Here is a 20,054-nt window from a genome sequence, read left to right as displayed (position 1 = left end):
AAACTTAGAATTTACGTTTAATTATAAAATCGGTCACTTGACGCAATCTTGCTGCAGCTTCGCCAAAACCGTCCAGCGCCTGATCGGCGTCGTGCTGCAATTTTTCCGCCAGCTCGCGCGCCTGGCTAATACCCAGAATGCTGACATACGTCGGTTTATTGTTTTCCGCATCCTTACCGGCGGTTTTGCCCAATGTAGCCGTGGTCGCTTCGGTATCCAGCAGATCGTCGACCACCTGAAACGCTAGACCGACACATTTGGCGAAGTGATCCAGCTTATCCAATTGCGCTTTATCCAACTGGCTGCTGCAACGAGCGCCCAGCATTACGGCGGCGCGAATCAATGCGCCGGTTTTGTGGATATGCATGAATTCCAGTTCCGGCAGACTCAATGTTTTACCGACGCTGTCCAAATCGAATGCCTGGCCACCAGCCATACCGCGCGAACCGGACGCCAGCGCCAAATGCGCGATCATCTCCAATTGGGTTTCCGGCGTATCCGCCAAGCGCTTTTCCGCCAATAATTCAAACGCTAGTGTTTGCAAGCTGTCGCCGGTCAACAGGGCGGTCGCTTCGTCAAACTCGATATGGCACGTCGGTTTGCCGCGCCGCAAAATATCGTCGTCCATGCACGGCAAATCATCGTGCACCAGCGAATAGGCATGAATCAGTTCCACCGCCGCCGCGGCAACGGTCACGCGTTCGACATCCGCGCCTGCAAGCTCGCCGGCCGCAAACGATAACAGCGGACGCACCCGCTTGCCGCCGCCCAGCACGGAATAGCGCATGGCTTTATGCAACCGTACCGGAACGCAATCGCTTGCGGGTAAGCGCGCATCCAGAAACGTTTCAATACGCGCCTGACAACCGCTTGCCCAACTTTGAAAATCAACGCTCATCACTATCCGATCTTGTGAAGTTTTTTAACATCCCGGCTTCCAGCACACGTACCTGCTGCTGCGCGCCCTGCAATTTATTCTGACAATATTGCAACAACTCCGCTCCACGTTGATAAGCCGCAAGAGAAGCTTCCAATGACATCTGTCCAGCTTCCATGGCGGCCACAATTTTCTCCAGTTCCGCTGACGCCGCTTCAAAACTCTCCGGTTGCGGCGACGCAGCCTGTTTAGATGATTTGGTCATAAGACGCTCATGCCGGCAAGAAACTAATTGGAATAATAAGTGGTTCTGTCACAAAAAAACAGACAAAAATAACGCAATTAGCAGTATCAGGTCAATGCAAATTTAGTAATGACAGTGATCACTCCTATTGAAAACCGGAAGCAAGTACTTAAAAACCCGCTCTGATGATCGATTGCATACGATTGATTGCATTTTTCCCGGAAAAATTGCCGCGCTTTCCCGGTGGCTGATTTCCGATGCCAGCGGCGCTGGGCAATCATATTGATCCATGCATATTACTATGGCAAGATACGAGCCTTGGATGGCGTCATCAGAAGCAGGTAAGCATGTGATAATGACGGAATAAATCACAAGAAAAATGACCATTTACCCGCTCTGACGGCCGTGCCCGCTTATTTCAGCAGAATTCTTGGTAAAGGTTCTTAGTATTGAAACTACTGGAGCCTATCTATTTTTCTAACACACATTAATTGAGAACATCTTGGACGAAAGCTTAGATCAAATCGCGTCATATTTTGGAACCGTGCCATTATGGCCGTTCGTTTTATTCGGTCTGCTTGGCGTGGTGGCCATTATGGTCGATATCGTCAACCGCAAGCGCCGCGCCATGGCTATCGAAAATTTCCGCTACACCATCGAAACGGAATTGGCCGATATGTATCCGCAGCATAAACGCTGGCCCGCAAACATTAACCATTACCTCACCGCCCGGTTACCGGAAATGTATCAAAATTTTGAAGTGCTGCGTGTTTTCATTCCGCAAAAAAATTTGCTCCAGTACAATACCGACTGGAACAATTTCCGCGATTTCTGCCGCACCCTTACCGAGGAAAAGATCGCCGCAGCTGAGCAAAATACTGCCAACGAGCAAGATCCCAAGGTAGTTTTTCAACAATTGGTCGCAAATTTAATGAAGCATACCGAATTCTAGGAAGTTCTCCGTAGCAATGGTCAAAACCGTCATCAAAATCAATTTATAACTCTTTTTCATACGCTTATCATTAAACCGATATCGTTTACCTGCCATGACTCAACACGATAAGCCGGTTAATTCCAGAGTAACGGTGCGCCCGGTCATGTCGTATCGTGACATGGGCAAGTTTATCGATGTACCGTGGCGCGTGTATGCGAACGACCCGATGTGGGTGCCGCCGTTACGGTTGGAGCGGCGTTTCCATTTTTCCCGCTTCAATCCCTATTTCAAGCACGGCGAATGGCAAGCCTGGGTCGCATTTCGAGACGGTCAAGCGGTGGGACGAATCAGCGCGCAAGTCGATTCCTTACACCAGCAGCATCACGGCGCCGACAGCGGACACTTCGGCCTGCTGGAATGCATCGACGATGCGGAAGTATTTGCCGCGCTGCTGTTGCACGCGGAAGCCTGGCTCGCTGCACGGGGAATCAGCCGCGTCAGCGGCCCGTTCAATCTGTCGATCAATCAGGAATGCGGTATTCTGGTTGAAGGTTTCGACACGCCGCCGGTGGTCATGATGCCGCATTCGGCGCCCTGGTACAGCCGTTTACTCGAAGAACACGGCTATCATCCAGCAAAGGATCTGCTGGCGTATAAAATCGGCGTCGATTTCGAAATACCGCGTGTCATGCAGACCGTGATCAAGCGATTTTCACCGCAAATCACCATGCGCACCCTGAAGCGCGATCAATTCGACCAGGAAATGGAAACCTTGCGCGATATTTTTAACGACGCCTGGTCGGAAAATTGGGGATTCATTCCGTTTACGCGGGAAGAATTCGCCGAGCTGGGCAGCAGTCTGCGCCTGCTCCTGCCCGACGAATATATCCAAATCGCGGAAGTCAACGGTGAGCCGGCGGCCTTCATGGTCGGACTGCCCAACCTCAACGAAATCCTGATCGAACTCAACGGCAGCCTGTTTCCGTTTGGTTGGCTCAAACTGATCAAAAAAGTCAGAAACCGTGAAATCCGCACCGGCCGCATCCCGCTGATGGGCGTGCGTAAACAATATCACAGTACGCCGATCGGCCTGGCTTTGGCCTGCCTGGTTATCGACACCCCGCGCCAGATCGGTATCCGGCACGGCGTCAAGGAAGTCGAATTGTCCTGGATACTGGAAGATAACGTTGCGATGCGCGGCATCCTCGACAGCATCGGCAGCGAACAATACAAACGCTACCGCATTTATGGGAAAACGTTATGAGCGGTGAACTCAATCCGGCAGCACAGCAATTCGCCGCGGTGGTTCTGGCCGCCGACCGTACCGGCAAGGATCCGATCACGCAACATACCGGCGCCGCCTGCAAGGCTTTCGCTCCCGTTGCCGGTGTTCCGATGATCATCCGTGTGCTGGATACCTTGCAGGCCTGCGATCTGATCTCCACCATTATCCTGTGCGGCCCGCCCGAATCGTTGCACGATCGTTGCCCGGAATTAAAACAGCGCATCGCATCCGGTCAAGTCACCTGGCTGCCGAATCTGGATTCGCCCAGCCGTAGCGCGGAGAGCGGCCTCAATCACATCCCGCTCGATACACCGGTGCTTTTAACGACCGCCGATCACGCTTTACTCACACCCGTCATCGTGCGCGATTTTTTACAACGCGCCGCGGCAACATCGTGCGACGCCGCGGTGGGTGTTGTTAGCGAACAAGCGATTGGCGCTGCGTTTCCCGGCTGCAAACGCACTATTATCCGGTTGCGCGACGGCGGATTCCGCGGCTGCAATTTGTATGCGTTTAATCCACGTGGGCGCGCCTTGGTCGGATTCTGGCGGCAGGCGGAAGATTTGCGCAAGCGCCCTTGGCGGTTAGTCAGCAAAGTGCTTGGATTCAAAGCGGTATTTTTATACTTGTTGGGGCTGCTGACATCGCAACAAGGTTTGGCCGCAGTATCTGAGAAATCCGGCGTCAACATCGGGCTGGTCATGCTGGACGATGCCCGCGCCGGGATTGATGTCGACAAAGTGCAAGATCTCATGCTGGCCGAATCAGTACTCAGCCGAAATGCAAATTCCGCTGACAGCACGCAGCTCTCGTGATCGATCTTATCCGTACCGCTCATGATATTCGTCCTATTTATCAGTAACAGCCTGATTTAGCCGGTCTATGAAATTAATCGAACGGTATATCGCACGCGAAATCCTGCTGCCCTTCACGGTAGTGCTCTTCATTCTGGTCGGTCTGTACGCCAGCTTCGTCAGTGCCCGGCTTTTGACCGGCGCCGTCACAGAAACCCTGGGCGTCGCCGCGCTGCTCAAGCTGGTATTCTTAAAAACGCTGATCGCGCTGGAAGTATTGATCCCGGTTGCACTCTATATTTCGGTCATCATCGGTCTGGACAGGCTCAACAAAGACCAGGAATTGAATATTATCCGTTCCGTCGGCGTCAGCGGTGCGCGCATCGTGCTGACGATACTGACGGTAGCCATACCGGTCGGCATCCTCAGCGGCACGCTGTCATCGTATGTGCGCCCGTGGGCCTATTCGGAGAGCTACATCCTGGATGCGCAGGCGGAAGCCGAACTCAATACCAACCGTTTTCAGGCCGGACGCTTCTACGGCAGCGAAAAATCCGGCAGGGTTGTCTATGTGCGCAGCAAAAATGACGCCACCAAGGAAATGGAGGGTATTTTTCATTACATCAAGAAAAAAGAAGGCAGCGAAATCGTCATTGCCCAGCTCGCCCGCCAGGTTCAGCCTACAACTCAGGAAGAAAGGCTGCATATCCTGCTGTCCGACGGCATCGTCTACGAATTCAGCAAAACCGCCAGCGTCGATGACATGATCCGGTTCCAGGACATGACCTATTTCATCGACAAGGATTTTGTGCTGAACTACCGGCGCAAAGCGGCCGCCACCAGAACTTTGTGGGAATCCAGCCAGCCGCGCGACATTGCCGAGCTGCAATGGCGTATCTCCCGTCCGCTTTCAACGATCCTGATGGCCCTGCTTGCGGTAACTTATATCCGCATCTCACCACGCCAGGAAAAAACAGAGCGGACTTACATCATCGCCGCACTGGTTTTCGCCGCGTATTATAATTTGAGCGGACTGGCCAAAAGCTGGGTAGAGCTAGGCGTCGTCGGCAGCATCCCGGGCGTGTGGTGGCTGGATTTGCTCATTCTGGCATTCCTGGTCGGTTATGCGGCATTCTCCAACCGCAAATCTCTTCTCTTACGCCGGCCATGATCATCTATCGTTACATCGCTTATCAAGTCCTGATCGGCTTCGTTATTTCCACCGCTATCCTGCTGCCGTTATTCAGTTTCTTCGATCTGCTGGATCAGCTGGATGATGTAGGCAAAGGCACTTATCGCGTTATTGATGCCTTCTTCTACACCACCATGCTATTGCCGCGCCGTTTTATTCAAGTCGCGCCATTTGTCGCCTTGCTCGGCACCGTCATCGCCTTGGGCAAGCTGGCGGTCAATTCCGAACTGATTGCTTTGCGCGTTGCCGGACTCTCGCCGCAGCGCATCAGCTTCGCGCCTTTAAGTATGGGCATTTTACTGTTGCTGGTGGTCGCTATTCTGGAGCAATTCGCCGCCCCGCAATTGCAACAGAAAGCAATCACCTACCGCGCCATCGCATTGGAACAGAGCGCCGAGTTAGGTAGAAACCTGGGAATCTGGACGCGTAACGAACATAACATTCTGCGCATCGGTCAGATCATGAATAACAAAAGAGCCGCCGATATCGAGCTGCTGCAACTGGATAACGAAGGCTTCATCATCAAGCATACGCTCGCCGAATTTGCCGACATCGTCGAGGAAGACATCTGGGAACTCAGCAGCGCCGTCGTCCGGACATTCCAGGACGACGGACGGATCTCGGTAAGCCGGACGGACAACGTGCGATGGCCCTCTTTTGTCAATCCGGAAGATATTGCGACATTGACCAAGCCGCCGGAAAGCCTATCGCCGCTCGAATTGTTCCGGCATGTGGAATTTCTGCGCAGCACCGGACAAGATGCCGATTCCTACGCGTTGGCGTTATGGCGCAAAGCAGGCAGTGCGCTGATGACAATCGCCATGCTGCTGCTGTCGATTCCATTTGTATTCGGTTCAATCCGCTCCGGCCTCAGCAACAAGCTCATATTCGCCACGCTGATCGGCATGGCGGTTTACCTGCTCGATCAAATTATCGCCAATGCCGGTCTGATTCTGCATTTAAACCCCGCGCTCGTTGCCTTAGGTCCGGGATTTGCTATCACCATTTTGGCCAATCTCTGGCTGCGCCGGACTTTTTAGCGGCACGCCGCGATCTCTGTTATAGTTGCTGCAAAACATCTAAAATCGCATAACCGGACGCATGCATCGCACCGGAATCATTCATTCAGAAAAAAATTTCCATCACCCATGTCGACATCAACCTATATTTATTTTTTCGGTGACAACGCAATCACCGTTTGGGGATTGACCGGCCGTGAACGGTTGCGGCGCATGCTGCAAGCACAGCAGAACATCATCCTGACCGATGACGTTGAAAAAATCCCGGTCACTGCCACCGCCTTATTTCTGAATTGCAATTTTCTGTTCGATGCGCGCGTGCTCACCGCCTTGCTCGGAATGGACAAAAAAGTCGCCTTATACAGCAGCGAAGGTTGTCCGGCGGGAATTCGCACCGACGGCAACTACGCACCGCAATTGCTGCGCAATCTCAACAACAACCAGGATCAGAACTATAAATTCGCGCTGCTGACCATCCCGCGCATCGGTTTAAACGATTTGAAAATCGATTACCAGCACAATCTGAAAAAGAAAGATCCGCCGTACATCCTGCCGGTCAGCGAAGCCAATCGCCCGTTGCTGGAACAAGAACTGTTTTCCGGTTCGTATAAAGGTGTCACCGACCTAGTCACCAAATGGGTCTGGCCGGTACCGGCATTCTGGGCCACGCATTTTTGCGTGCGCCACGGCTGGCTGCCGAATCATGTGACCTATCTCAGCGTAGTGTTTGCCGTGCTGGCGGGATTGGCGTTCTGGGGTGGATTTTTCGGTCTGGGATTGCTGATGGGCTGGTTCATGACCTTTCTCGACACAGTGGACGGAAAACTGGCGCGCGTCACGGTCACATCCAGCCGCTTCGGCGATGTCATGGATCACGGTTTGGATATTATTCACCCGCCGCTGTGGTATCTGGCCTGGGGGCTTGGTCTGGAAGGCACGGCGACACCGCTGACCGGATTGAGCGTCATGATGTTCTTGATGTTCCTGGGGTATATCGGCGGGCGTTTGTGTGAGGGCGCATTCCAGTTCTGGCTGGCGCACTTCGATATGTTCATCTGGCGCAAGCTGGATTCGTTCAACCGCCTGATCACCGCCCGGCGCAATCCGAATTTGCTGTTACTCACGTGCGGATGGTTCAATGGCCACCCGGATACCGGGTTGCTGATGGTCGTGCTGTGGCATCTCGTTTCCACCGGCATCCTCGTCTGGCGCTTGGCCGATGGCTGGAGAATCAAGCAAAAAGAAGGTGCATTGCGATCCTGGTTGCAGGATATCGACCCGGCACGCGATCGCGAACAATGGGCGGTGAAAATATTCACGCGCGCCCCGATTGATCTTAGAAAGCCGCTGCCGCTTTCGTAAACACCCCGGCGCCAGTCGATAGACCCGATGACGTTGCAAGCGCGGATCGACCGTCTGAAAACCGGGACAGCCAAAACCGGTTGCCTGCTCAATCCCAAGGGAGGGCAGGTGCGTAAACGCGCCGGAGCTATCCGTCAGGCGTTGCAGCAAATACCCGGCATGCTGGTATGCGAAGGCAGCGATGCGGATACCTTTAAAAAAGCAATCGATGCACTGCTGCAAGCGGATATCGACTTGCTGGTGATCGTCGCCGGTGACGGCACGACGCATGCGATTTTCGGCCACTTATTCGCAGCACGCGCACCTGCCGACTGGCCGCTCATTCTGATCATACCCGGCGGCACCACCAATATGACGCCGCTAGATTTGGGCATGCAGGGGAAACCCGAGTCCATCATTCAACGCCTGCACGCCCATTTGCGCAAACCATCCGTTCCCAAGCTGGTACAACGTCCGGTATTGCGTATCGAACAGGCTGGCGTGAGCCCGATTTACGGCATGTTCTTTGCCGTTGGCTTAGTCGCGCGCGGAGTGAAATTCTCGCGCAGCCCAATCAAGCAAATCGGTATCACCGGCGGCATTTTCACTTTCCTGATCATGTTGCGCTCGTTCATCGGCATGTTCGCGAATATGATCCTCGGCCGTCAGCAAAGCGAGTGGGCACCGGTCAGCATGATCCTGACGGAAGCCAGCGGCCGGATTCACCGGGGAACCTATTTATTTGCATTGGTCAGCGCGCTGGATTGCTTGTTATTGAACATTCGCCCGTACTGGGGAAAAGAACCGCAACCGCTGCATGTCACGCTGGTCGATCAGCAACCTGAGCGTCTGTGGCGTTCGCTCTGGCCGTTACTGTCCGGCAGCGGTGAGATATTGCAGGAAAAGGACGGTTACTATAGCCATAACACCGCTTCGTTAACCTTACACATGGACGACGAATATATTGTCGATGGCGAGTTGTACCGCTCGCTCGATCCGCGAACTCCAATCACAATCACCGCAACCGATGCCGTGACATTTCTCGTGTTATAGGATATTGCCATGACCAACCCGCTACTCGAAGCCATTGAATCACTGCCCGCCGGACTGATCAACGAAGTCGCAGCGGAATGTAACAAACCGGTTTCCGCCGATTTCGTCCCGTTGGTGGATGCACTGATCATGCGCTTCGGCGAATCGCTTGACACTGTGATGTTGTATGGCTCCTGTCTGCACTCGGCGGTCAGTCTGGAAGAAGGCATCGTCGACTTGTACGTCATTGTCGACAGTTATCACAAAGCCTATCGCGAGCGTTATTTAGCCGTTCTCAACGCCTGGCTGGCACCCAATGTGTTTTATCTCGAGGTGCCGCACGGGAGAAAAACGTTGCGCGCCAAATATGCCGTCATTTCCACCGGCGATTTTACGCGCGGCGCGCAATACTGGTTTCACTCGTACATCTGGGCGCGTTTTGCGCAGCCTTCACGGCTGCTTTTCGCGCGCGACGATACCGTGCGCCAGCGCATTTACGCCGCACTGGCGCATTCCGTCGTGACTTTTCTGAAATCCTGCGCGCCCGCGCTGGAAGCCAATACTTACAGCGTCGAAGAACTCTGGACCCGCTGCCTGACGCTCACCTACGCCGCCGAGTTACGTGCGGAACGGGAAACACGCGCGCGGCATTTAGCGCAAGCCAATCTGGACGCATTTACCCGCCTGACAGCCGCCGCCAGTCCGCTGCTGACGGAAATTCTGGAAAAACAGGCGAACGGACAATACCGCTGCCTGACCAATCCGGCCATGCAACGTCTCGCGTTGTGGCGCTGGCGTTTACGCCGCTGGCAGGGCAGAATCCTGTCAATCCTGCGTCTGGCCAAAGCAACTTTTACTTTCAGCAACAGCGTCGATTACGCTGCCTGGAAAATCGAGCGGCACACCGGTGTGCGCGTGGAAATCACACCGTTGCTGCGCCGCCACCCGATCCTGTGGGGCTTGAAAGTGGCCAAACAACTGTTGCAGCGCGGCGTGTTACGCTAATTATCTAAAAATACAAACTAACCTCAATGGAGACCATCATGAATACTCTGCACCGTTTACTCATACTTTCCATCATCCTGATGCTGAGCGCCTGCACCACGATGTACCTGGAAGGTTTGGAAAAAGTCGGCATTCCGAAACGCGACGTGATGGTCTATCGCGTCGAGAAAGCGCGTGACACGCAGCAGGAAACCAAGGAACAGTTCAAATCGGCGCTGGAACAATTCACCGCCGCCACCCATTTTCAAGGTGGCGATCTGGAAGCCACCTACAAAAAACTGAACGATGCGTACGAAGCCAGTGTCAGCAAGGCCGAAGAAGTCCGAAGCCGCATCGCCGATATCGAAAGCGTCTCGGAAGCCCTATTCAGCGAGTGGAAACAGGAAATCACGCAATACAGCAATGCATCGATGCGGCAAAACAGCCAGAAAAAACTCGACGCCACCCAGGTGCATTACCGTCAACTGATCGCGTCGATGAAGCAAGCAGAAAGCAAGATTCAGCCGATTCTCACCGTGTTTCACGATCAGGTCATGTACCTCAAGCACAACTTGAATGCGCGCGCCATTGCATCGCTCAAAGGTGAACTGGGCAACATCAAATCTGACGTGTCGGCGCTAGTCTCTTCCATGGAAAAATCAATTAACGAGGCCAATGCGTTCATCAGCACGATGGAAAATAAATGATGATGGTGCTTCGCTAGGGTTTTATTTATGGCGCTAAAACCGACCATTTACAAATTCAAAATCGCGCTGACCGACCTCAATCGCCAGTACTACGACACGCTCAACCTGACCATCGCGCAGCATCCGTCGGAAACGCTGGAACGGATGATGGCGCGCATGCTGGCCTTCTGTCTCAATGCGCAGGAATCGCTGGCGTTCACCAAAGGACTCAGCAGCGCCGAAGAACCCGACCTGTGGGCGCACACCCCGGACGGCCGGATTGCGCTATGGATCGATGTCGGCGAACCTGATCCCGAGCGTATCAAGAAAGCCACGCGGATCGCGCAGACTGTCAAGGTGTATAGCTTCAATTCCAAATCAAATGTGTGGTGGATGCAGGAGCAAGCCAAATTCAACCCGCTGAATGCCGCTGTTTTCCGGTTCCGATGGCCGGATATTCAAGCGCTGGCCAAACTGACGCAACGCACGATGGATATTTCGGTCACCATTAGCGAAGAATCCGCTTATGTGGCGGCGGAAGCGGGGGAATGTGAGGTGAGTTGGACGGAGTTACAAGCTATCGACTAACTCCGATTGGTCATGCAGCGAATACTATTTCAAGTTTTCGAGATATGTTTTGAGCGCCAGCGCATGGCTATGCGCCTTATCCTTTGCGCCGTAAACCAGTGTAACCGGACCGCGGCGCAGACGCTCAACGAATTGTCCGACCGCCTCCGGATTTTGATCCAATTCCTGAAAGTAACGATTCCTGAATTCATCCCATTTCAACGGATCATGGTCGTACCATTTGCGCAGCGATGTGCTGGGGGCAATATCCTTGAACCACCAATCGATACGCGCCGCATCCTTGGAAACACCACGCGGCCACAGCCGGTCAACCAGAACCCGGTATCCGTCATCCGCCCCGGGTGGCTCGTACGCTCGTTTAAGCAGAATCATCATGGTTTATTTAGTCCGCGCAAATTGTCCCGGCAATCTTCCGGAAAATCGAATTCGCTGAGAAACCAAACCAATCGGTCGATTCCTCATGATGCGCACCAATCACCTTGCCGGTAGCTTTTTTATCCGGATACATCAGCATCGTGATCGAGCGCGCTTTGTCCTGTGTACAATCAAGTTCATACAGCGTTTTCACCGCATGGTGTCCGCCTTTTTGTTTTTCTTCGTAACTGGATAGCACCCAGACCTTTCTGAATTGATTGTCCTTCCGCATTGTCTCCGGATCGAAATAATGCGTCTCACCCGATTTATTTACAGTATTCAATTCAATCCACTCAGCTTGCGCAGACGCTGCGAACAGCAGCAAAAACAATACCCATAAACATTTTTTCATGATTAATCACTATAATGAATTCATATCCGAATGGATTCTGTCCGCAAAATCCTCAAATTGCAGGTTCGCGCCTTCTTTAATGCAGAAAGCAGCAAAGATCGGTCATTTTGCCACTAAATAGTTTTCACTGTTGATGTTTTCCACTATTCTTAGCATCCAGCAATGCTGGCGAGGCTGGATAACTCTTGCATGGCTTCGATAGCGTGAGAATTAGCATAAAAATATTTTGCCTGGATATTTTTCTTCGTTTGGCTTAGTACAAAAATGACTTGTGTTCAATAAAATTGACCGCTTTATAAATGGCTTTAATCTGGAGTTAACTATAATGGAAGAGTTGAATCAAGCCTGGGTGATGTTAAAACTTGGCGGGATCATTATCGTGCCGCTGGGTTTGCTGGCGATTGTCGCGCTGGCGATCATGTTTGAAAAAGCGTTTATCTACTGGCGTTACGCGCGCCTTTCCAGCGATTTGCTGAATCTGGTGGAAACCTACGGCTTCAAGTGGAACGATCTGGAAAAAATTCTTTCCGGACTGGACAGCCGCCATTATTACAAGCGCTTCTTTGAAGTGGTGATTTCCAACCGGCATCAGCCGGCGTGGTGGACGGAATCGCGTGCCGCCGATGAGGCGCAGATCATCGAAGAAGCGCTGGCGCGCCGTCTATGGGCGCTGGAAACCATCGTTACCGCCGCGCCGTTGCTCGGATTGGTCGGCACCGTGGTCGGTATGATGCGCGCTTTCCAGGTGATCGGCAGCGAAGGCGTGGTCAACCCCACCGCGGTTACCGGTGGTGTCGCGGAAGCACTGATCGCGACCGTGGTCGGCTTGGCCATTGCGCTAGTAGCGCTGTTCGGTTTCAACTACTTTTCCCGCCTGCAATCGCTGACGATGGACGAGATGGAGCGCTTAGGTACGCGGCTGATCGATAACATCCGGCTGGATCAACAGGGCACCACCGATGAAGCTCCGTAAATCACGCACGGTTCAGAAAGGCAGAATCGAGATCATCCCGATGATCGACGTGATGTTTTTCTTGCTGGCGACCTTCATGCTGGCCTCGTTGTCGATGCAAAACCTGGATTCATTGCAGGTCGATCTGCCCGAAGGGCAGGCGGAAAAGCTCAGCGCGGAAAAACCGGCTACGCTGACGCTGACCAAGGACGGCAAAATCTACATCAATCAGACCGCGGTCACGCTGGATACGCTAGCCAGCACGCTCAAACCGCTGCTCGCCGACTCCAAGCAAAAATTGATTGTGTCGGCAGATAACGAAGCACCCCAGGGTATTGTCGTGCAGGCCATGCTGCGCGCCCGTTCCGCCGGGGCACAGCATTTCCTGATCGCAGTCAAACACAAATAACGCAAACCGGCATGGCAAGCTCCCGATCGAGAGACATTCGCCTATGGTGGCCGTTGCCGCTGGCTACGCTCGTCTGGCTGCTGATTATCTGGGGATTGGGTTTTTTTCTATCCATGCCGGAAGTGAAAATCGAAACCCCGCCGCCCGTCGCCGCAAGTTTTATCGATATACAAGAAGACGAGAACGCCACCAGCTCGATGCCGGCTACCGCGCCCAGCCCGCCCCCGCCGCAACTGGAACAACCGAAAGCCGCGGAAGAGCCTAAACCGGCGCCAAAAACCTTGCCCAAGCCCGCACCGGCGCCGTCAACGCGGCCGCAAACCAAACCCAAGGCAGCCGAGAAACCTGTAAAACCGAAAACGCCCATTCCAGCGAAAGAAGTAGCCAAGACCAAAGCACCGCCGGAACCGCCCGCCGATGCGCCGGCGGATCTTTCCGAATATATCAACCAAGCCAAAGCGCGCCGCCGCGCCGAAGGGTTGTTCGACACGCCGGATTCCGCGCCCGCACCTGCTACCAAGCAACCTTCCGCGGATGAAGTGCGTATGGCCAATATCCGGCGTAATCTGCAAAATCCCGGCACCAGCGGAATCTTCCAGATTATGCGCATCGGCCCGCGCACCGCCGAATTTACCTTCCGCGCCTGGACCACGGGGCAAAGCAATCCCAGGCTGCAAACGATTCAAGTGCAGGCCGGGCCGGACGGCAGTATCGAACTGGCCATTATCCGCCGCATGATTCAACTGATTCGCGAACATTACAAAGAGGATTTCAACTGGGAATCGCACCGCTTGCACCGCGTCGTGGTGCTATCCGCACGCGAGAAAGATACCGCGGGATTGGAAGAATTCCTGATGCGCGAGTTTTTTATCAATCCTGTCCGTTAGGAAAATTCTGAAAAAAGGTTGCAAGTCCGCCCCCAAGCAAGGCGAAAAAGCGCAATAGTTTTTTCACCGCTGTGCTAAAAGAATTTTGCACTTAAGAAACGCTCTCAATCAGTCGTAACTATAAAAGGCGGGATAGCTCCCTCAAGCCATTTTCCATAACACATTAATCTAATTAAATAAAACATCTAGACAGATCAATTTTGCTCTACTTTTGCATACTTATTTGCGATGATCAGTAATACCACAATCGAAGTCTCTGTTAATGACCTGCAACCGGGGATGTTTGTCAGCGACCTTGACCGGCCTTGGCTCGAAACGCCTTACCCGATTCAAGGCATCCTGATTCGATCCCAGAACGACATTGACAAGCTGAAGCGCTATTGCGTCCATGTTTACGTGGATGTCGACAGAAGCGAGCCCTTCATTGCACAGCCACACGCGCCCCATGCGGCGGCTGCACCGGCTTCTTCAACCCGGCAAGCCGCGGCGCGGCATCCCATGCCGCATACCGATCCGCGCACTCCGTCCGGCGCAGCGCACTGGCATCAGCCGCCAAAATCATCGCAAGAAGATGAGTCGCTGAGTGTGCCGAGGCGTGTTAAAACCTATACGGATCTCTGTACGGCTGAGCAAGAAATTCCGGCAGCCGTGAAAGCATATGGCATCGCGTCCACCTTATTCAGTGACATCAGCAGCAACCTCGAGCACGACATTAAGATTGACATGCGCCAGGCTCACGAGGTCGTCGATACCTTATGCGAAAGCATTATCCGCAATCCCGATGCGGCCCTCTTGCTGGCGCAATTAAAAACCACCGGAAAAGAGCTGTACGACAATGCCATCAAAACTTCAGTGCATTTGCTTGCTTTCGGACGGCATCTTGGTCTCCCGCGTAAGGAACTGTCGATACTCGGCTTGGGCGGATTACTGATGGATATCGGCAAATTACGCCTGCCCAAGGCGATTCAGCACAGAAGAAATCTATCGCTCACCCCTGACGAACGCAAACTGATGAAGCGACACATCGCGTTTGGTGAAGAGATTGTCGCTCAGCTCAGCGACACACCGGCAGAAGTTGTGAAAATCCTTCTTCAACACCATGAGCGGGAAAACGGCAACGGTTATCCCTTCGGTTTATACGCCAATCAGTTGCACGCTTACGCGCGCATGGCGGCCATCGTCGACTGTTACGAAGAGCTTACCTGGGGAGACGCCAACATGCCGGGCATGAAGCCGTTCCATGCCCTGAAGGAACTGAAGGAAAACGCGCAGAACGGACTCAATTATTCCTTGGTGGAGCAATTCGCGCATTGCGTCGGCATGTTTCCCGTGGGCAGCCTGGTTGAACTGAACACCGGCGAAATTGCCATTGTACTCACCCATAATCGTACCCAGCGATTCCTCCCGCGCATTATGATCATTTGTGATGCCCAAAAGAAACCGTACAGCACGCCGTTAACGATCGATCTGAGAACAGCCGGTGCAAGCCCGGCTGGCGTTCCGTATGCTATTGCCAATGACTTGCCCCAAGGTGCTTATGGAATCGATCCTAAGAAATATTATTTATAAACCGCTAGAGTCAAACATTATCTGGCCTTCATGACTGTACTTGCCTATCAGAATTTCTTAAAAATAGCCTCGCAAGAATTGAATGGCGCACTGCCTAGTGATGCTCGCAAAGCTGTACTGATCGTCAACTTTGAACGGCTGGCGGAACTGGATGGCGTACTGGGGTTTAACGCGGTTGACGACATTCTGCGGCAAGTTGCCGGTCAGCTGAAAAGCGCGCTAAATCCGGCGGATCTGATCGGCATAACCGGACGCTATCAATTATGCTGTTTGCTAGCCGATCTGCTCACCGATGCGCACGCCATGCTGGCCGCGCATAAAATTGTCCGGATCTTGGCGCAGCCTTTTGCGTTTGGCAGAAGAAACATCATTCTGGCTCCGCGAGTTGGCGTGGCGATACACAATGAAAACAACCAAACGCTAGATCAATTGATGAGCAACGCCAGTTCGGCGGTGCGCCAGGCAAAACAAGACCAAGATCCGATCAAGCTTTTTCATACCGAACGCGAAGATCCCTTACTTTTCCATATCGATCTCTGGTCCGATCTGGGCAATGCCATCGAAACAGGCGGCTTGTATCTGGGCTACCAGCCGCAAATCGATATCGCCAGCGGCAAGATCAAAGCAACCGAAGCGCTGCTGCGCTGGAATCATCCAAGTCACGGGCCAATTCGAACCGATAAATTGATCCAGATTGCGGAAGGAACCGCGCTGATGCCGAAACTCACACTGTGGGTTTTTCATACCGCGTTGCGAGAGTGCTCCGAATATCGCCAAGCCGGATTGCATGCCGGGGTTTCAATTAATTTTTCCGCCGACGATCTGCGCGATCCGGAGCTCACCGACCTCGTTTCCCAAGGCTTAGCCTTATGGAACGTGCCGCCTGGCGACATTACCGTTGAGTTGACCGAAACGGCTGTCATGGCGAATCATGCGGGAACGTTGGATACGCTATATAAACTGAAGGACATGGGTTTAAAACTGGCTATGGATGATTTCGGAACCGGCTATTCATCGATGGCGCGTATGCTGGATTTGCCGTTGGATGAAGTAAAAATCGATATGATATTTGTCCGGCACATGGCAACCCGCCATAAGCATGACCGCATCGTCGACTCCATGATCAATCTGGCGCACCGCCTTAATTTATCGGTTGTCGCCGAAGGCGTGGAAGATATTGCGACTTACCGACGCTTGCAGGCATTGGGATGCGACGTTATACAAGGTTACCTCATCGGCAAAGCCATGCCGTTGCCGGAACTCATCACAACTTTCAACAATCAATCCCTAGACTTCTTGCAAGTCCCGCCTCGCATGGTTACCGAAGGGTAAGTTCATCAGCTTGCGTGCTCTAGGGAAGCTCTGAAAAACTACCACCCTCGGTCATGCTGTGTTGAAATCAGACTCAGAATGCTCATTTACACCTCACAAACTGCGCTTTCTCGCCTGATTTCGCCTGGCCTGACCGTCGCTCGCCACCTTTCTCAGAGCTTCCCTAGCGGATTAATCCACCCCTGGAATTTGAAACTCTTGCTGATCAGCAAGCAAACCCGCCCGGTTGAAGAATTCTTCGCTTAATTCCGACACCGGAACATCCCGGCATTCCAAGTTCATGACTAATTGCCCGTTCTGTTCCACTGCAACACCGTCTTTCGCACCCCAGCCCTTGCCGATCGCGGTATACACGATGTAATGGTGCGCGCCGTTGACGAAGCGCAAATAACCGCCACCACCGCCAGCAAACATCAGCGTGCGCGCTTGCACGTAGGATGCAGCCGGGGTTGCTTTAGTCAAATCCGGAAACGCCAGTTCAAGCGCGTCTTTTGGCCCGAAGCGGTATTGCAAATAGCCGGTGGTGGTGGAAAGATCAGCCGATGCACACACCGAAACCATTTTTTTACCCAACGAACAGGAAAAGATGACATGTTCCGGTGCGCGGCAGTGCGATTCCGCCGCCCATGCCGGAGCGGCCAGCAAACCGATCAATCCGCCGATCAACGCGACACTTTTCAAGTCAATAATGCGTAATATTTTTTGAAGTGGCTGATGCGGTCGTCCAGCCCCAGCGTCCCGCCATTCACTTTCCTGGTAATTTTCGTCACCACATCGTCGCTCGCGCCCTCGTCGGCCAGCGAATTGAGCGCTTTGCTATCCCAGAACCATGCGGCGGACAATAACGAATATTTTGTTTTGACCCAGTCGGGGTTACTGACGACATCGTCGTCAATCGCGTTGCCAAACGCACGGTAGTTATCCTTGCCGGTAAGCTGAATATAACCCCGGCCGCGATACCGGTAGCCCTCTTTGCTCGCCTCGTCGCCGTTACCCATGCGGTTGGCATACACCCGCGAAGCGATTTTTTCCGGTTGCCGCGCATAACTATCCGCCAGATCATCGGGAAAATATCTTGAAAAAACTTTTTTCAAACCATCGGCAGAGTAATTCAGATTCTCTTCCAGTGCCTTGAATTCCATGCTTTCATGCGCGCATTGCGCGAGAAAATGCGCCAGGCGCAACGGCGTATCGATCGCAAACTTATCCGCGCAATCCGGAATTTGATCCAGTACAGCATCCGGAACATCATTCTTCAGCTTGTCTAGGGGCAGCATCTTTACCCTCCCAAATGAAATGTTATTTCTGGCCGGCATACGATAGATAAGCCGATCCGCATTATAATCACAATTTCACAGCCGCAGCTTGTTATGCCGACGATAAAACCGCTTCCCGAATTATTGATCAACCAGATCGCCGCAGGCGAGGTCGTCGAACGCCCGGCGTCGGCACTGAAGGAGATCCTGGAAAACAGTATCGATGCTGGCGCCAAAAAGATTACCGTGCAATTGCAGCAAGGCGGCGTCAAACAGATCCGCGTCAGCGACGACGGCGGCGGTATCGCCAAGGATGAGCTGCTGCTGGCGCTAATGCGCCACAGCACCAGCAAAATCAGCACGCTGGAAGATTTGCAGCGCATCACCAGCTTGGGCTTTCGCGGTGAAGCGCTCGCCAGCATCGCGGCGGTTTCACGCTTGACGCTGATCAGCCGTCAAGCCGGACAAAGCCACGCCTGGCAGATCCAAGTGGACGGCAATCAATTCTCGCAACCCGCGCCCGCTGCGCTATCCGGCGGGACGGTGCTGGATGTCAACGATTTGTACTTTAATATCCCGGCGCGGCGCAAATTCCTGAAATCCGAGATCACCGAATTCGCGCACTGCGACGAAACCTTCAAGCGCATGGCGCTATCGCAATGCAGCATTGAATTCACCCTGCAACATAATGGTAAAGTGCGCCGCCTGCTGCGCCCCGCCAGTTCCGCGCAGCGCATTGCGGCAATCTTGGGTGAAGAGTTCGATCAATCGGCGGTGGCAGTCGATGAGCAATCCGCCGATATGCGGCTGCACGGCTTAGTGGCGTTACCGGCGTATGCGCGTTCGTCGCGCGATGCGCAGTATTTTTTCGTCAACAACCGCTATGTCAGCGACAAGCTGATTTCGCACGCGCTGCGCGAGGCTTACCGCGACGTGTTGCATCTGGACAAGCATCCGGCTTTCGTGTTGTTTCTGGAAATCGATCCGGAAAGCGTCGACGTCAATGTGCACCCGAGCAAAACCGAAGTGCGCTTCCGCGAACCACGCGCGCTGCACCAATTTATTTTCCACGCGATTAACAAAGCGCTGGCCGCTCCGGACAGAACCGTAAGAAACGCCGAACCCGGACAGGCGATCCGGTCATTCCCCGCCTACCCCCAAACCGGTCGCACGCAACCCGGCGCGGTGGCGCAACCGGCCGGTTTTTACGGTACGATGTTTGGGACGCAGCCTCGCGCATATCCGGCAGCGCCAAACGGCGTTACCATCGTGCAAACCGTAACACCAAGTCAATCCGGAGCAGTTGCGGAAGAACCTGATCAGCATCCGCTCGGTTTCGCGCTCGGGCAACTGCACGGCATTTATATCCTGGCGCAAAATGCGCGCGGCTTGGTGGTCGTCGACATGCACGCCGCGCACGAAAGGATTATGTACGAACAGCTCAAGCAAGCGCTTGACCGGCATGAAATCGCGATGCAGCCGCTGCTGATTCCGGTTACTTTCCATGCCAGCGAGCTTGAAGTTGCCACGGTTGAAGAAAATCAAAGCACATTGGAACAACTGGGATTCGACATCGCCAGCCTGTCACCGACCACCTTGGCGGTGCGCGCGGTACCGGCCACGTTGAAAGATGCCGACATCGCCCAGCTCGCCCGCGACCTGCTGGGGGAAATCCGCGCATACGGCGCCAGCCGGATTCTCACCGCGAAACGCAACGAAATCCTCGCCACCATGGCCTGCCACGGCGCCGTTCGCGCCAACCGCAAGCTCACGCTGGAAGAAATGAATGCGCTGCTGCGCGATATGGAACAAACCGAACGCGCCGATCAATGCAACCACGGCCGCCCGACCTGGTTCGAAACCAGCCTGGCCGAACTGGATAAGTTATTCATGCGCGGGAAGTAGCG

The 20,054-nt window shown here is 53.6% G+C and carries 20 protein-coding genes and 1 pseudogene; 15 read left to right on the top strand and 6 right to left on the bottom strand.

Annotation, left to right across the window (positions count from 1 at the left end; all coding sequences use genetic code 11):
- Positions 1 to 4: 4 nt before the first annotated feature.
- Positions 5 to 898: a polyprenyl synthetase family protein gene (locus tag HRU77_10275; GenBank protein QOJ21045.1), complete on the bottom strand. Its 894-nt coding sequence runs from the start codon at positions 896 to 898 to the stop codon at positions 5 to 7.
- Positions 888 to 1,142, bottom strand: a complete 255-nt coding sequence (locus HRU77_10270; GenBank protein QOJ21044.1) for an exodeoxyribonuclease VII small subunit — start codon at positions 1,140 to 1,142, stop codon at positions 888 to 890. The genes HRU77_10275 and HRU77_10270 overlap by 11 nt, the downstream gene beginning before the upstream one ends.
- Positions 1,143 to 1,620: 478 nt before the next feature.
- Between HRU77_10270 and HRU77_10265 the strand changes: the two genes are divergently transcribed.
- The 9 genes and pseudogenes from HRU77_10265 to HRU77_10225 all read left to right on the top strand — a co-directional run bounded on the left by HRU77_10265 (position 1,621) and on the right by HRU77_10225 (position 10,976).
- A complete protein-coding gene (locus HRU77_10265) occupies positions 1,621 to 2,073 on the top strand; it encodes a hypothetical protein (protein QOJ22132.1) in 453 nt (150 codons plus the stop codon).
- A 94-nt stretch (positions 2,074 to 2,167) separates the two neighbouring features.
- On the top strand, positions 2,168 to 3,319 hold the full coding sequence (locus HRU77_10260; protein QOJ21043.1) for an N-acetyltransferase: 1,152 nt from the start codon (positions 2,168 to 2,170) through the stop codon (positions 3,317 to 3,319).
- Complete coding sequence (locus HRU77_10255; GenBank protein ID QOJ21042.1) at positions 3,316 to 4,155, top strand: NTP transferase domain-containing protein; 840 nt, start codon at positions 3,316 to 3,318, stop codon at positions 4,153 to 4,155. The genes HRU77_10260 and HRU77_10255 overlap by 4 nt, the downstream gene beginning before the upstream one ends.
- Before the next feature lie 67 nt (positions 4,156 to 4,222).
- Entirely contained in the window at positions 4,223 to 5,305 is a 1,083-nt protein-coding gene (lptF, locus tag HRU77_10250) for an LPS export ABC transporter permease LptF (GenBank protein ID QOJ21041.1), read from the top strand.
- On the top strand, positions 5,302 to 6,366 hold the full coding sequence (gene lptG, locus HRU77_10245) for an LPS export ABC transporter permease LptG (protein QOJ21040.1): 1,065 nt from the start codon (positions 5,302 to 5,304) through the stop codon (positions 6,364 to 6,366). The genes lptF and lptG overlap by 4 nt, the downstream gene beginning before the upstream one ends.
- 108 nt (positions 6,367 to 6,474) lie before the next feature.
- Positions 6,475 to 7,707 carry a CDP-alcohol phosphatidyltransferase family protein gene (locus HRU77_10240; protein ID QOJ21039.1) on the top strand — a complete coding sequence of 411 codons (1,233 nt, stop codon included), beginning with the start codon at positions 6,475 to 6,477 and terminating at the stop codon, positions 7,705 to 7,707.
- A 27-nt stretch (positions 7,708 to 7,734) separates the two neighbouring features.
- A pseudogene (locus HRU77_10235) lies at positions 7,735 to 9,723 on the top strand (acylglycerol kinase family protein).
- A gap of 38 nt (positions 9,724 to 9,761) precedes the next feature.
- A complete protein-coding gene (locus tag HRU77_10230; protein QOJ21038.1) occupies positions 9,762 to 10,409 on the top strand; it encodes a DUF2959 domain-containing protein in 648 nt (215 codons plus the stop codon).
- Between the two features lie 27 nt (positions 10,410 to 10,436).
- Positions 10,437 to 10,976 carry a YaeQ family protein gene (locus tag HRU77_10225; GenBank protein QOJ21037.1) on the top strand — a complete coding sequence of 180 codons (540 nt, stop codon included), beginning with the start codon at positions 10,437 to 10,439 and terminating at the stop codon, positions 10,974 to 10,976.
- Positions 10,977 to 11,000: 24 nt separating this feature from the next.
- On the opposite strand, the gene HRU77_10220 is transcribed toward HRU77_10225, so the two are convergent.
- Both HRU77_10220 and HRU77_10215 read right to left on the bottom strand, forming a co-directional pair.
- Positions 11,001 to 11,351: a DUF488 domain-containing protein gene (locus HRU77_10220; protein ID QOJ21036.1), complete on the bottom strand. Its 351-nt coding sequence runs from the start codon at positions 11,349 to 11,351 to the stop codon at positions 11,001 to 11,003.
- Positions 11,352 to 11,358: 7 nt separating this feature from the next.
- Complete coding sequence (locus HRU77_10215; protein ID QOJ21035.1) at positions 11,359 to 11,742, bottom strand: hypothetical protein; 384 nt, start codon at positions 11,740 to 11,742, stop codon at positions 11,359 to 11,361.
- 325 nt (positions 11,743 to 12,067) lie between these two features.
- Here HRU77_10215 and HRU77_10210 point away from each other — a divergent pair, with 325 nt between their 5' ends.
- The 5 genes from HRU77_10210 to HRU77_10190 all read left to right on the top strand — a co-directional run bounded on the left by HRU77_10210 (position 12,068) and on the right by HRU77_10190 (position 16,891).
- Positions 12,068 to 12,715 (top strand): MotA/TolQ/ExbB proton channel family protein, encoded by a 648-nt coding sequence (locus HRU77_10210; protein QOJ21034.1) that lies wholly within the window; start codon positions 12,068 to 12,070, stop codon positions 12,713 to 12,715.
- The gene (locus HRU77_10205) at positions 12,702 to 13,103 is read left to right on the top strand and encodes a biopolymer transporter ExbD (GenBank protein QOJ21033.1); all 402 of its coding nucleotides are present in this window, start codon (positions 12,702 to 12,704) and stop codon (positions 13,101 to 13,103) included. The genes HRU77_10210 and HRU77_10205 overlap by 14 nt, the downstream gene beginning before the upstream one ends.
- An 11-nt stretch (positions 13,104 to 13,114) precedes the next feature.
- Positions 13,115 to 13,990, top strand: a complete 876-nt coding sequence (locus HRU77_10200; GenBank protein QOJ21032.1) for a hypothetical protein — start codon at positions 13,115 to 13,117, stop codon at positions 13,988 to 13,990.
- 228 nt (positions 13,991 to 14,218) lie between these two features.
- The gene (locus tag HRU77_10195) at positions 14,219 to 15,559 is read left to right on the top strand and encodes a DUF3391 domain-containing protein (protein QOJ21031.1); all 1,341 of its coding nucleotides are present in this window, start codon (positions 14,219 to 14,221) and stop codon (positions 15,557 to 15,559) included.
- Positions 15,560 to 15,589: 30 nt separating this feature from the next.
- Entirely contained in the window at positions 15,590 to 16,891 is a 1,302-nt protein-coding gene (locus HRU77_10190) for an EAL domain-containing protein (protein ID QOJ21030.1), read from the top strand.
- A gap of 171 nt (positions 16,892 to 17,062) precedes the next feature.
- On the opposite strand, the gene HRU77_10185 is transcribed toward HRU77_10190, so the two are convergent.
- Positions 17,063 to 17,572 (bottom strand): hypothetical protein, encoded by a 510-nt coding sequence (locus HRU77_10185; protein ID QOJ21029.1) that lies wholly within the window; start codon positions 17,570 to 17,572, stop codon positions 17,063 to 17,065.
- Positions 17,569 to 18,168 carry a glycoside hydrolase family 19 protein gene (locus HRU77_10180; GenBank protein QOJ21028.1) on the bottom strand — a complete coding sequence of 200 codons (600 nt, stop codon included), beginning with the start codon at positions 18,166 to 18,168 and terminating at the stop codon, positions 17,569 to 17,571. Before HRU77_10180 ends, HRU77_10185 begins: the two co-directional genes overlap by 4 nt.
- 93 nt (positions 18,169 to 18,261) lie before the next feature.
- Between HRU77_10180 and mutL the strand changes: the two genes are divergently transcribed.
- Positions 18,262 to 20,052 carry a DNA mismatch repair endonuclease MutL gene (gene mutL, locus HRU77_10175; GenBank protein QOJ21027.1) on the top strand — a complete coding sequence of 597 codons (1,791 nt, stop codon included), beginning with the start codon at positions 18,262 to 18,264 and terminating at the stop codon, positions 20,050 to 20,052.
- Positions 20,053 to 20,054 lie beyond the last annotated feature (2 nt).

It is taken from the genome of Gammaproteobacteria bacterium, from assembly GCA_015709615.1.
In the GTDB taxonomy this organism is placed as follows: domain Bacteria; phylum Pseudomonadota; class Gammaproteobacteria; order Burkholderiales; family Nitrosomonadaceae; genus Nitrosomonas.
This window is presented reverse-complemented; position numbering and strand designations above follow the sequence as displayed.